Annotated in this window: 12 protein-coding genes; 5 read left to right on the top strand and 7 right to left on the bottom strand. The window is 59.1% G+C overall.

Annotated features, from left to right (window positions below):
* Positions 1 to 508: 508 nt before the first annotated feature.
* Entirely contained in the window at positions 509 to 688 is a 180-nt protein-coding gene (locus VK725_RS06050; RefSeq protein WP_325317159.1) for a hypothetical protein, read from the bottom strand.
* 101 nt (positions 689 to 789) lie between these two features.
* Positions 790 to 984: a rubredoxin gene (locus VK725_RS06055; RefSeq protein WP_126675076.1), complete on the bottom strand. Its 195-nt coding sequence runs from the start codon at positions 982 to 984 to the stop codon at positions 790 to 792.
* A gap of 91 nt (positions 985 to 1,075) precedes the next feature.
* On the opposite strand from VK725_RS06055, the gene thiE reads away from it, so the two are divergent.
* The 3 genes from thiE to VK725_RS06070 are packed head-to-tail and all read left to right on the top strand — an operon-like array spanning position 1,076 to position 3,863.
* On the top strand, positions 1,076 to 1,717 hold the full coding sequence (gene thiE / locus VK725_RS06060; protein ID WP_325317160.1) for a thiamine phosphate synthase: 642 nt from the start codon (positions 1,076 to 1,078) through the stop codon (positions 1,715 to 1,717).
* Positions 1,714 to 2,997, top strand: coding sequence for a glutamate-1-semialdehyde 2,1-aminomutase (hemL, locus tag VK725_RS06065; RefSeq protein WP_325317161.1), 1,284 nt, complete (start codon positions 1,714 to 1,716; stop codon positions 2,995 to 2,997). Before thiE ends, hemL begins: the two co-directional genes overlap by 4 nt.
* A 5-nt stretch (positions 2,998 to 3,002) precedes the next feature.
* A complete protein-coding gene (locus tag VK725_RS06070; protein ID WP_325317162.1) occupies positions 3,003 to 3,863 on the top strand; it encodes an ion transporter in 861 nt (286 codons plus the stop codon).
* Between the two features lie 18 nt (positions 3,864 to 3,881).
* On the opposite strand, the gene VK725_RS06075 is transcribed toward VK725_RS06070, so the two are convergent.
* The 5 genes from VK725_RS06075 to VK725_RS06095 all read right to left on the bottom strand — a co-directional run bounded on the left by VK725_RS06075 (position 3,882) and on the right by VK725_RS06095 (position 9,823).
* Positions 3,882 to 4,301, bottom strand: coding sequence for a lactoylglutathione lyase (locus tag VK725_RS06075; RefSeq protein WP_325317163.1), 420 nt, complete (start codon positions 4,299 to 4,301; stop codon positions 3,882 to 3,884).
* Positions 4,302 to 4,338: 37 nt separating this feature from the next.
* Positions 4,339 to 5,577 carry an acetylornithine transaminase gene (locus VK725_RS06080; protein WP_325317164.1) on the bottom strand — a complete coding sequence of 413 codons (1,239 nt, stop codon included), beginning with the start codon at positions 5,575 to 5,577 and terminating at the stop codon, positions 4,339 to 4,341.
* Positions 5,578 to 6,779: 1,202 nt separating this feature from the next.
* Positions 6,780 to 8,117 (bottom strand): sigma-54 dependent transcriptional regulator, encoded by a 1,338-nt coding sequence (locus VK725_RS06085; protein WP_325317165.1) that lies wholly within the window; start codon positions 8,115 to 8,117, stop codon positions 6,780 to 6,782.
* A 271-nt stretch (positions 8,118 to 8,388) separates the two neighbouring features.
* The gene (locus VK725_RS06090) at positions 8,389 to 9,207 is read right to left on the bottom strand and encodes an NAD(P)-dependent oxidoreductase (RefSeq protein ID WP_325317166.1); all 819 of its coding nucleotides are present in this window, start codon (positions 9,205 to 9,207) and stop codon (positions 8,389 to 8,391) included.
* Positions 9,208 to 9,220: 13 nt separating this feature from the next.
* Complete coding sequence (locus VK725_RS06095) at positions 9,221 to 9,823, bottom strand: LON peptidase substrate-binding domain-containing protein (protein WP_325317167.1); 603 nt, start codon at positions 9,821 to 9,823, stop codon at positions 9,221 to 9,223.
* 91 nt (positions 9,824 to 9,914) lie between these two features.
* Between VK725_RS06095 and VK725_RS06100 the strand changes: the two genes are divergently transcribed.
* Together VK725_RS06100 and VK725_RS06105 are read left to right on the top strand one after the other, a co-directional pair.
* The gene (locus VK725_RS06100) at positions 9,915 to 10,850 is read left to right on the top strand and encodes an ABC transporter ATP-binding protein (protein WP_325317168.1); all 936 of its coding nucleotides are present in this window, start codon (positions 9,915 to 9,917) and stop codon (positions 10,848 to 10,850) included.
* Positions 10,847 to 12,262 carry a hypothetical protein gene (locus tag VK725_RS06105; RefSeq protein ID WP_325317169.1) on the top strand — a complete coding sequence of 472 codons (1,416 nt, stop codon included), beginning with the start codon at positions 10,847 to 10,849 and terminating at the stop codon, positions 12,260 to 12,262. Before VK725_RS06100 ends, VK725_RS06105 begins: the two co-directional genes overlap by 4 nt.
* Positions 12,263 to 12,308 lie beyond the last annotated feature (46 nt).

Raw genomic sequence — 12,308 nt, forward strand, 5'->3', positions numbered from 1 at the left:
ATCTTTCTGAAGCGTTGTCCTAACCGTAAAACGTCAGCTTTTTGAATTGACTCTTAGGTTAGACGCTTGCATTTATTGGACAGGTTTCCCTTCCATCGCAAGACGCCCACACAAGTCACCTGCGCACACTGTCAAAGATCGCTTCAATCCAACCTCTTGCGAGGTCGCCCCAAGGACGTTTCGTCCGGGGTGAGCCGCCCATTCTACATCTCTTCACACTTCCGTCAACACCCAAAATTTGGAAAATTATTCAGGAAGTGGGGAGCCCTTCGACAGGACGTTTCGTCGAAGGGGGTGAAATCATAGCGCTTGCGCAGGGGTGATGTGAAGGGGCAAAACACATCGAATTCCCGGAAATGGGGAATGGTAGTAACCGTGCCGTCATGAGCACGACCGCGGAAACGAGACGCCGCCAGGCTTGGCGTGGCGGCACGGGGCTCACTTTCGACGAATGCCTAAGCTGAACGCGTGGGCGAGAAACGGCAGGCCCCACCCGCTAACGTCTGTATCAGGGCTGGTTCGCCGCTTCTGGAACCGCGGAGGGCTCAGAAACGACAGATGCCAACGGCAAGAGATGATTGGCGGGCTCGTGCATCGGCACATAGCCCACGCGGTACGGAATCAACGCTTCGGGAAACAGCTTTTCCAGCGCGTCCCAATCGTCTTCAAACGGAATGAATTGCTGCATGGCAGTTCCTCGGGGATAAGGATCGCTCGAGGATCATTCCATCAGACGAAACGGCCGGCGCGCTGGCAAAATCGGGCGTTTCGCGGGCCGAGCACGGCGGATCAGTCGATTTCGATCATCTCGAAATCGTCCTTGGTGGCGCCGCAGTCCGGGCACGTCCAGGTATCGGGCACATCGCTCCAGCGCGTGCCGGGATCGATGCCCTCTTCCGGCAACCCCAGCGCTTCGTCATAAATGAAGCCGCAAACCACGCACATCCATTTGCGCAGGGTGGTGTCGGTGGAAGCTTGGTTCATGGGTGTGCGTCGCCAGATCGAGTTGAATAGGGCATTCTCGCAACTCCTTCGCCGATGCGAAAGTCGGCCTATCGGCCTACACCGTGAATTTATGACGTCCACATCTTTTTCGGATCGCGGCCTGTATGTGATTACCGACGGTCCGCGCCCCGATCTTTTCGAGGCCGTGAAACAGGCGCTGCTAGGCGGTGCGCGAGTCGTGCAATACCGCGACAAAACAGACGACACGCAGCGACGCCACGACGAAGCCGAAACGCTATTGGCGCTTTGCCGCGAACACGATGCGCCGCTGATCATCAATGACGATATTTCCCTGGCGCGCGCGGTCGGTGCCGCGGGTGTGCACCTTGGCGAAACTGATGACAGCATCGCCGAGGCACGTGTCGCGCTAGGCTCGAACGCCATTATCGGTGTGTCGTGCTACGACTCTCTCGAACGCGCGCAACACATGGCAAAACAGGGAGCAAACTATGTTGCCTTTGGCGCATTCTTTCCCTCGCCCACCAAGCCGCAGGCACGGCGGGCAAACGTCGAGCTATTGCGGCACAGCGCCGCCCTGGGCATTCCACGGGTGGCGATCGGTGGAATCACGCCGGACAATGGCGCATCCCTGATCGCAGCAGGTGCGGATTACCTGGCGGTCATTTCGGCCGTGTTTGGACGTCCAGACGTTCGCGCCGCTGCGCAACACTTCACTCAACTCTATTTCCCCGATCGAGCCGTTTCTTCATGACGAATCACGAACTGTTCCAGCGCGCCCTGCAACTGATGCCCGGTGGCGTGAATTCTCCCGTGCGCGCTTTCAAGTCCGTCGGCGGTGAACCGTTCTTCACAGCGCGCGCCGACGGCGCCTATCTTTGGGACGTGGAAGGTACGCGTTATATCGACTATGTCGGTTCGTGGGGACCAATGATTGTTGGCCATAACCATCCCAAAGTGCGCGAAGCGGTGGAACGTGCCGTGCGCGATGGTTTGTCGTTTGGCACGCCGTGCCCGGCTGAAATCACGATGGCCGAAACCATCATCGAGCTGATGCCATCGATCGACATGGTGCGAATGGTGAACTCCGGCACCGAAGCCACGATGTCTGCAATTCGACTGGCGCGTGGCGCAACCGGCCGCAGCAAGATCGTGAAATTCGAAGGCTGCTATCACGGTCACGGCGACAGCTTTCTGGTGAAAGCCGGTTCGGGCGCGCTGACATTTGGCGTGCCGACGTCCCCAGGCGTCCCCAAAGCAAACGCTGACCTCACGCTCACACTGCCGTATAACGACCTCGCCGCAGCGCAAGCGTTGTTCGCTGAGCATGGTGCCGACATTGCTGGACTCATCATCGAGCCCGTCGCCGGCAACATGAACTGCATTCCGCCGAAGGACGGCTATCTGCAGGGTTTGCGCGACTTGTGCACGCGTCACGGCGCGCTTCTCATTTTTGATGAAGTAATGACAGGTTTCCGTGTTGCACTCGGTGGCGCGCAGACGTATTACGACGTGAAGCCGGATCTGACGACCTTCGGCAAAATCATCGGCGGTGGCATGCCGGTCGGCGCTTATGGCGGACGTCGCGATTTGATGCAGCAAATCGCTCCTGCCGGCCCCATTTATCAGGCGGGTACCTTGAGCGGTAATCCGGTAGCGATGGCGGCAGGCCTGGCAATGCTGGAACTCATACAGGCACCGGGCTTCTACGATACGCTGGCTGCGCGTACACGCCTGCTGACGGATGGGCTGCAATCAGTAGCCGATGGCGAAGGCATTCCTTTCAGCACCAATCGAGTGGGTGGCATGTTTGGATTGTTCTTTACTCACGAAAAGGTCCATAGCTACGCGCAGGCGACCGCCGCCGACACCGCGCTGTTCAATCGTTTTTTCCACGGCATGCTCGAGCGCGGTGTTTACCTCGCACCGAGCGCATTCGAGGCAGGCTTTCTCTCCAGCGCGCACAGCGACGAAGACATAGCAGCCACGCTGGACGCCGCACGCGCGGCCATGCGCCAGGCTCGGGCCGGATAGCCGATATGTCGCAGCCCTCGCCATTTGCCGATCAACTCGGCCCTGCCACAACAACAGGATGGCGAGCGCGCTGGTTCCACATCATCTTCGGGCATGACGACACCGCGGGACGTCGCTTCGACGTGCTGCTGATCGTCGCCATTCTGGCAAGTATTGCCGTGGCGGTTTTCGACAGCGTGGCGCAGATCCATCTTCGCTACAGCACGTTGTTCTACGGACTTGAGTGGTTCTTCACGCTGGCTTTTACGCTCGAATATGCGATGCGCATCGTCGTGGTGGATCGCCCATGGCGATACATGCGCAGCTTCTTCGGTATCGTCGACGTGCTTGCGGTATTGCCTACGTGGTTAAGCCTGTTCGCGGCGGGAAGTCAGTATCTGCTCGTGGTGCGCGCGCTGCGCATCCTGCGTATCTTCCGAATACTCAAGCTTACCCGTTATGTTGGCGAAGCCGATCTGCTTTGGCTCACGCTGATTCGCGCCCGTCGTAAGGTGCTGATCTTTTTCAGCACCATTCTTACGCTGGTGCTGATCTTCGGTGCGTTGATGTATCTCATCGAAGGCCCGGAAGATGGCTTTACGTCGATTCCGACATCGATGTACTGGGCCATTGTGACCATGACCACGGTAGGCTTCGGCGACATCACACCGAAAACCACGCTCGGCAAATTGCTGACGTCACTGATCATTCTGATCGGCTACAGCATCATTGCCGTGCCGACCGGAATCTTCACCGCAGAACTTGCCGCCGGCATGCGCGCACGCAGGAAGTACGTACCGTGCACGCACTGCGGCCAAGCAGATCACGAAGGCGATGCGCAACATTGCAGGATTTGCGGGACAACGTTACCTGCAGAAAAAGACTGACGTGCCAGCGATTCAACTCTACCAGCTGCCGGTATTGGGCATCGACGCCCAAGGCTCGCGCGGTGGCAGATGCCCGTGCTGCAATAGCTCGATCGAAATCTGATCGGGCGAACGCACAAAAGCCATATGGCCGTCGCGCGGCGGACGATGGATGGTGTAACCCAGCGACTGCAAATGCGCGCACATTGCGTAGATGTCTTCGACACGGAAAGCGAGATGACCGAAGTTACGGGCCGAACCGTAGTCTTCTTCAGACCCCCAGTTGTGGGTCAGCTCGACTTCTGCCTCCGGACTATCGGGCGCCGCCAGATAAACCAGCGTGTACTTTCCCTCCGGCACGTCCATGCGACGCACCTGTTTCAGGCCAAGGCCTTCGCAATAGAAACGCAGCGAAGCATCGAGGTCGCGAACCCGAACCATGCTGTGCAGATATTTCATCGGAATGTCCTAAACGTTATGGCGTCAGCAAGCGCCATTATCGATTCACGAATGCATGAAGCGCAGCACGAAGCCGCGTCAGGCCATCTGCTATGTCTTTGTCGCTAATGTTCAACGGCGGAACAAAACGCAGCACATCCGGTCCGGCCTGAAGCATAAGCAGACCGTGCGCCGCTGCGAAATCCAATATGTCACCCGCCTTCCCGCGATAAGAGTCCGTCAGCACAGCGCCCAACATCAATCCGCGACCACGTACTTCCGAAAACAAACCCAGCTCGGCGCCGAGTGATGTCAGCGCCTCGCGCAACGCGGCAGACTGGCGTTCGACATTCGCGCGCACCTCGGCGGAAGACAGCTTGTGCAAGGCGACGCGTGCCACGGCAGCGGCCATCGGATTACCGCCGAACGTCGTGCCGTGTGCACCAAACTGCATGACTTGTGCAACTTTTGGGCCCGCGAGCATCGCACCGATCGGAAACCCGCATCCCAGCGCCTTGGCTAACGTCACGATGTCCGGCGTCACACCATCTTGCGAATGTGCGAACAACGTACCCGTGCGACCCATGCCACATTGGATTTCGTCCAGCACAAGCAGCGCGCCGTGCTTATCGCATAACTCTCGAACGCGCTTCAGAAAACCCGGCGCCGCGGGCAGCACACCGCCTTCGCCTTGCACCGGTTCGAGCATGACAGCGGCGACATCGCCCTGCGCGAACGCCTGTTCAAGTGCGGCGGCATCGTTGAAATCCAGATAACGAAATCCGCCGGGAAGCGGTTCGTAGCCTTCCTGATATTTCGGCTGCGCCGTCGCCGTGACCGTCGCAAGCGTTCGCCCATGGAACGAGCCACGAAACGTCACGATCACGCGCCGCTCCGGTGACCTGCCCTGCGCTGTCGCCCACTTGCGCACGAGCTTGATCGCTGCCTCGTTGGCTTCCGCACCGGAGTTGCAGAGGAACACGCGCTCCGCGAAACCCGACGCCTGCACCAATTCTTCGGCAAGATGCAGCGGCGGCTCGGTGTAGAACACGTTGCTGCTGTGCCAAAGCTTGTTCGCTTGCGCAGTCAGCGCAGCAAGCAGGTCCGGGTCCTGGTGTCCCAGCGCATTGACAGCAATACCCGCGCCGAAGTCGATGTAATCGCGACCTTCCGTATCCCACACACGCGCACCCTTGCCGTGATCAAGCACCAGATCGCGCGGCTTGTACACCGGCAACCAATAACGCTTGGCAAGATCGATGAGCGGCTGAGCAGAGGGTTCCTGCGAGGGTTGCATGCGTAACTCCAGGCGCGGCCGCAATGACCGTGCCATTGGGATGAAAGTGGGGGAAATACGCATCCTACCAGCGTGCTCTGCCGATACCAGAGCCAGCGACCATACGCTGGCGTTGTCCTGCACACGGTGACCTGTATCAACATTGCTACAGCCGCTGGAAACCGCGTCATGACGGTCCTTTAGTGCGTAAATTGCGGGCGTAGCGTGTAACAGGCTGTAACAATTTCCCTCACACCGATTCGACGAACTATTCCCGGGAAGCCGTGGTTTTCCTAGGTTCTTCGCTGATGGCACGTTGCTTGCTGTTCTTAATCCTCAAGGAAATGTAGGGGAGGCCGCTCATGGACAGCTTGCGCCATTTGGATGGCCACGCATGCCGTTGCGCTTTATTCGCGAGTGTCATGGCACTCGCGCTCGCTCCGTCGACTCGTTCGCCGATGGCGCACAAGTCGCGCAAAAAAACCAACCGAGTGAGACCGTCTTGATCCGAAATGTCGCAACCCGCCCGGCGGATCGCAATCCCACCGCACTGGACACGGCGCCGATGGAGAGTGCGTCGGGGAATCCACAAGAGGGGAATGTGATGCAGGGCACCGGCAACGGAGAGACGGCTGAACATGAAATGGATGATCTGACTGCTGGCATGACTGACTCCAGGCCACCGCAGCAGCCAACCCGAACAAGTAATCGGATAGTTGGCTGAGGACAAATGCGCCGTCGCAAGACGGCAACGAGGGCGGTAACCCGGCGACATGCCGCCGGGCACCAAGTGGAAGCCCCCTACCCGTCCCCTGCGGGTAGGGGGTCTTCCCTTCGCAAGGCCGAGTACAGAGGAGTCTTGCGACGTGTGGCTTCACATTGTTGGCCTGCTCGGGCTGGCCACGACCTGCTTGAGCCTACGTGCGTACGCGGGCGATGTGAACTTCCCCGTCAACTAGAAGATTCTGACGGAAACATGTAGCCGTCCGGATACCGCGTCTGGTGTAGCGGCGGCTCGCGGACAAAGATCATCGGCAGCCGGGCCAATGCCACAACGTTGAATCTTGGATTCACCTACGCGCTGGATCCGCACACTACGCTCGTGACGATACTCGGCATGGGCGTGACGCCAGACGCGCCGGACTCCACGCTGACATTCAAGATTCTCTACATGTCCGAAGCGTTCAGGGGCCACCAAGCGCAGGCGAGTGGCCTGCGCTTTTTTAGTGCATGTCTTCCAGTACCAGCTGATGCTTTTTGCACAGCCGGTAAATCGTGACGCGCGACACCTTCAGACGACGTGCACACTCGCTGATGTTGAATCGCGTTTCGCGCAGACATGCCACCACTGCATCGCGTTCTGCGGACGTACGCGTCAGGCCCAGACTAGAGTGCACCTGCCGGACATTGACGACTTCCTGCAAATCCAGATCGGCAATACTGATTTGCGCACCTTCTGCTACGACAGCCGCGCGCTGAACGCGATTGAGCAACTCACGCACGTTGCCAGGCCAAGAGAACTCAACCAGCGCCTTGCGCGCCAGCGCGCTGAACGTGCGTGCATGGCAGTCATGTTGCTTGCGGAATGCATCGAGAAACAACTGGGCAAGTTGCAGCACGTCTTCGGCACGCTCACGCAATGCGGGCATGCGCAGACGCAGCACGTTCAGCCGATAGTAGAGATCTTCGCGGAAACGTCCCTGCTCCACGGCTTTTTCCAGATCGATGTGCGTGGCAGCCAGCACACGCACATCGAGCTTGATGGATTGGGTGGACCCCACGCGCTCAAGCGTTCCTTCCTGCAGCAGTCGCAGCAGACTGATCTGCGCATCCGGCGGCAGATCGCCGACTTCATCGAGGAATACTGTGCCGCCCGCGGCCGCTTCGAAATGGCCGACGCGTCGCGCATTTGCGCCGGTGAACGAGCCACGTTCATGGCCAAACAATTCGGACTGCACCAAATTTGCAGGCAACGCACCGCAATTGATCGCAGCAAAAGGATGATCGCGGCGTGGCGATAACTTGTGTAAGGCGCGCGCGGCGACTTCCTTGCCGGTACCGGTCTCGCCCGTTATCAATACGGGTAAATCGACCGGCGCGTATTTGCGCAAAGCGGCAACCACGGCCATCATCGCCGGGCTTGCCCCGGTAATGCCGGGGACATCGGTGTACGCGACAGGTGCCGGCGTACCGCCGGCGAGTGTGGCGAGCGTCTCGATCAAGCGCTGCATGTCGATCGGCGATGTAAAGAAATCGATGCTTGCGCGCAGCACGCGCTCTACGTCAGCTGTTTGGACGGCCGTATCGGCAGAGAGCAATGCAAGCCACGGAAGTCGCGGCTGCTCTGCCATCAAGCGGGCCATTTCGAGCAGCGCGTCCTTATCCGCACTGCGCAAATCGGCCATTGCAACAACCATGTCGTCGCGGCGAATGCCAACGCCACCGCCGGATGTGCCCGCATCAGCGACACGTGTATGCCAACCTGCTTGCGCCAACTGCGCTCTTTCAGCGCTCGTAGGCTGTCCGAACCACACAACACAGCGGATCGATGTGTCGGTCATCGCAACGCCTCCCTCAGGATTGCTGATCTACAGCGTTACCGCATCCGTGTCGGCAACTTCCTTCCCCACCCCAACACTAGCCTGCAGTGCAACAATGTACTGCATGAATGTGATGCAGTTCACAGAATATACACCGGTTTCTCGTCGAGTGATCACTTTTTAAGCAATTAATCGACGACAAAAGCCGTTTGGTTTTGGGCGGAGTGGGGGCGATATTACGCAGGAAATAGCGGCGCGCTGATGACAGCTGCGTCGGATTTTCGTGAACCCATCAGTTCAGAAATAGGTCGGGCAACAGCGCATTACCCGGCTTGTAGGCATAAGGATCGAAGTCGCGGACACCCGCTTCACGCAGGACATCCTCGTTGATCGCGAAGTGGCCGGTGTATCCCCGGGACGGCTTGATCAACATCGCGTGCGCCGCATCGGCAACGATTTCCGGGCGGCGACAGTGCTCCGGTTTCACGCCATCGATCATGGCGATCGCCGCCGTAGCGATCACCGTGCGCGGCCACAGCGCGTTCACGGCGATACCTGACGCGGCAAGTTCCGCGCTCATGCCAAGCACGCACAAGCTCATGCCGTATTTGGCAATGGTGTAGGCCGTATGGGGTGCAAACCACTTTGGATCGAGGTTCGGTGGCGGCGCCAGCATCAGCACATGCGGATTGCTTGCTTTCCTCAAATGCGGCAGACACGCCTGCGTGACCATGAACGTGCCGCGTGAATTGACCTGATGCATCAGGTCATAGCGCTTCATCGGCGTATCTTCTGTTCCTGCCAGCCAGATCGCGCTGGCGTTGTTCACAACGATATCGATGCCACCAAAACGCTCCACGGTTTTGGCGACAGCCTCGTGCACTTCCGATTCCTCGCGGATATCCACTTTCAACGCCAGCGCCTTGCCGCCTGCCGCTTCGATCTCGGCGGCAGCGGTGTAAATGGTGCCGGGCAGCTTTGGATTTGGAACGCCGCTCTTCGCGGCGATAACCACGTTCGCACCATCGCGTGCGGCGCGCAGACCAATCGCCAGGCCAATGCCGCGCGAGGCACCGGTGATGAACAAGGTTTTGCCGACGAGAGTGCTCATTGGAATATCCATCTCACGCTTTCTGGAAGCGAGGCAGGATATCGCGCAATTCAGCCAGACGCTGCAACGGATCGGTCATTTCCAGCAATTGCTGCTGCTCTTCGGCCGCCAGCGGCAACAACTCCGCCAGTCGAAAACCGAGCCAGCTCGCATCCTCATACGACGATCGCTCAGCATGCCGCCATTGCGGCCCGATCGTTTCAATCAAACGTTCCAGGATGGTTTGCAGCAACGCAAATTCCACCGGTACTTGCTGTGCATCCTCATCCGGCCATGGCTCCACTTCACCGCGCAGCAAGCCATCCGAACGTACGCGCGTACGCACGACGCGAAAACGGCTACCACCTTCGGTGGTGATGCCGAGCAAACCATCTTCGCGATAGCTGAAGTCGGTAATGCGTGCCAGCGTGCCCACGGCGGCAGGCATCGCAGGCGCGCCCACTTCGTGGCCGTCCAGAATCTGACAGACACCGAACGATGAGCCGGTGCGCGTGCATTCACGGACGAGATCCAGATAACGCGGTTCGAAAATACGCAACTGCAGTTGACCGCCCGGAAAAAGCACGGTGTTGAGCGGAAAGAGCGGAATTTCAGTGTTAGGGAGCTGGGCAGCCATGCAGACAGTTTAACGGCACAAGACGCCACTGGACGGCCCGGCACCGCACAGGCAGAGTGTTCATGCCTATATCTATGGAGTGCCTGCAGGGATGTCCGCTTCCAACCTGGCTTCTCTCGAACCGGCCGCATCGGTGTCTGCATCGGAGTCCATCCCCTCGCCTGTCGTGCATGTGCGTGGACTGGAGAAATCGTTCAAGAAACGGCCGGTGATCCAATCGCTGGACTGGAGCGTTCCGTCCGGACGCGTGATCGGTCTGCTCGGACGCAATGGCGCGGGCAAGACAACATTGCTTCGCTGTCTGCTGGGGCTGTCGCCTATTGACGCCGGCAGCATCGAACTATTTGGCGAACCGATGCTGGAGCCCGGTGGCAAGCGCATGCATCGCATCGGTTTCGTGCCACAGACGTTCGATCTTTTCCCGTGGATGAAAGTACGCGCGTATCTGGATTTCACGGCGGCGTTTTACGAGCGCTGGAATACATCGCTGGTCGACCGCTTACTGGGCTCCTGGGAATTGGATGCGAAACAGAAGATCGGCGAACTGTCGCAGGGTCAACGGCAAAAGCTGGCGATTGTGCGGGCGATCGCACCCGATCCGGACCTGCTGGTTCTCGACGAACCGGTTGCCAGCCTCGACCCGCAGGCACGTCGTGCCTTCATGAGCGAGCTGCTGACGTTGATGCGCGCGCCCGGCAAGACGGTGATCTTTTCCACGCACATCACCGCCGATCTGGAACGCGCCGATGCCGACATCGCGCTGCTTCGCGATGGTCGCATTCAATTCATGCGGCCGCTTGCGGAACTGCGCGAGCGGCTCAAGCGTGTCGTGTTCGAGCGCAGCGAAGCCTGGAGCCAACCACCTGTTGTGGCAGGCACACTGAAATCGCACGTGCAGGATCGGCGCGCCGTGTTGCTCGTCGAAGATCCCATGGTCGAAAGTCTTCACGCACTGGCAGCGCGTGAAAATGCCTCTGTGCAAATCGAAACGCCCACGCTGGAAGATCTATTCGTGGAGCTGGCATGAAAACCTCGTGGCATATCTGGCTGCAGCTGTTTCGCCGGATGCCAGTGCTCGTGGTCATCGCCAATGCTTTATGGCTGGCCACGCTGGTGCTGGGCATCATGGCGTTAAATGGGACCAGCGGCATGGTCGCACTCGGCGCACCGCTGTTCGGGATGGGCACGTGGTTTTGGCACATGGGGCAAGGGTATAGCTTGCGCAGCCTGTGCATTCCGGAGAGCTTCCTGCTGCCCGACTTTCGGCGCCGACTGCTTCAATACGCAGCCATCGATGTCGTGCAATGGATTTTGATTCCGCTGGTATTTGCCGCCCTTTTGCACACGCCATATCTACCGCTCGTGGCGAGCATGGTGGTGCTAATCGCCGCCATTGGATTGATGATGGGCTGCAACCCCCGCGCCGGCGTATTCATCTGGCCCGCTTTTATCGTGCTTGGCTGGATGCCGGCATTGTTCGCGGAAGTCATGAAGACAGCTGTGCAATCGCCGTTGACGCCGTTGCTGATCCTGGCTGTCGCGGTGTTGATTGTTCGACTGAGTGTCACGCCACTGCTGCGCGTTGTCGATCGCGATGTGGATGCTTCCCCGCTGGAAAGCACCAGTCTTGGGCGCATGCAGACGCGCGGCATACCTGGCGAACCGCGACGCACCGGTGCATTCGGCAAACGCATCGCCGCGCTTTACGACACGACTTCGCAACGTGCCATGACACGTGCCCTGGCAAGCTACAAACGGCATCCGACGCTCACACGCCGCATGGTGCTGGTGCGCCGGCTGCTGTTGCCGCATGACAATCCTGAGGCCATCGCCTTGCGCATCGCGCTGGTGGCTGTGATGGTGATCTTTTATTTCTTCCTTGTGATGCATCGCCAACACTTCAACGCCGTGCTGATCGGTGCGTATTCGATCATGCTCAGCCTATCGCGCTTTCCGCAGCTAAATGTCGGCATGACGCGCATGCGCCCCAACATGGCGGATCTGTATCTGACGCTGGCACCGGAAACCCGCGCCGAATATCAAAAGGTCGTATCGGATGCACTGACGGTGCTTGTGCCGATCAGCATACTCACGGCACTCGTCTACACGACACTCGGCGCTCTGGTGGTACATGCAGCAGATCCATGGCGCATGTTGTTTGTGGCTGCGATCGTTTCTGCGTCGGCCAGCCTCGCTGCACTGGCTGCTCACCTGATCGGTCCGGAAGGCACCACCGGCCGCACCATCGTCAACTTCGTCATACTGTTCGGCGTGATGGGTGTTTATTGGGGCGGTTACTGGCTGGTGGACACCTTCGACTATTTCGTCGGCGGCGGCATCCTGACCGTCATCACTTTTGGATTCGGATTGAGCGCGTGGTTTACCGCGCAGCGCGAGTATCTGTTGCGACCGCCGCGCTTCGATGCACCGATTGGCTAATTAAGCCGCCTCAGGAACCGGAGAGCGCTGCGACAAAACGGCGTGG

Origin of the sequence: Dyella sp. (genome assembly GCF_035486915.1) — a bacterium.
Taxonomy (GTDB): domain Bacteria; phylum Pseudomonadota; class Gammaproteobacteria; order Xanthomonadales; family Rhodanobacteraceae; genus Dyella_B.

Excerpts from the sequence above, each read along its gene's own strand:
- VK725_RS06050 (WP_325317159.1), bottom strand. The coding sequence starts at position 688 with ATGCAGCAATTCATTCCGTTTGAAGACGATTGGGACGCGCTGGAAAAG.
- VK725_RS06055 (WP_126675076.1), bottom strand. The coding sequence starts at position 984 with ATGAACCAAGCTTCCACCGACACCACCCTGCGCAAATGGATGTGCGTG.
- thiE (WP_325317160.1), top strand. The coding sequence starts at position 1,076 with ATGACGTCCACATCTTTTTCGGATCGCGGCCTGTATGTGATTACCGAC.
- hemL (WP_325317161.1), top strand. The coding sequence starts at position 1,714 with ATGACGAATCACGAACTGTTCCAGCGCGCCCTGCAACTGATGCCCGGT.
- VK725_RS06070 (WP_325317162.1), top strand. The coding sequence starts at position 3,003 with ATGTCGCAGCCCTCGCCATTTGCCGATCAACTCGGCCCTGCCACAACA.
- VK725_RS06075 (WP_325317163.1), bottom strand. The coding sequence starts at position 4,301 with ATGAAATATCTGCACAGCATGGTTCGGGTTCGCGACCTCGATGCTTCG.
- VK725_RS06080 (WP_325317164.1), bottom strand. The coding sequence starts at position 5,577 with ATGCAACCCTCGCAGGAACCCTCTGCTCAGCCGCTCATCGATCTTGCC.
- VK725_RS06085 (WP_325317165.1), bottom strand. The coding sequence starts at position 8,117 with ATGACCGACACATCGATCCGCTGTGTTGTGTGGTTCGGACAGCCTACG.
- VK725_RS06090 (WP_325317166.1), bottom strand. The coding sequence starts at position 9,207 with ATGAGCACTCTCGTCGGCAAAACCTTGTTCATCACCGGTGCCTCGCGC.
- VK725_RS06095 (WP_325317167.1), bottom strand. The coding sequence starts at position 9,823 with ATGGCTGCCCAGCTCCCTAACACTGAAATTCCGCTCTTTCCGCTCAAC.
- VK725_RS06100 (WP_325317168.1), top strand. The coding sequence starts at position 9,915 with ATGTCCGCTTCCAACCTGGCTTCTCTCGAACCGGCCGCATCGGTGTCT.
- VK725_RS06105 (WP_325317169.1), top strand. The coding sequence starts at position 10,847 with ATGAAAACCTCGTGGCATATCTGGCTGCAGCTGTTTCGCCGGATGCCA.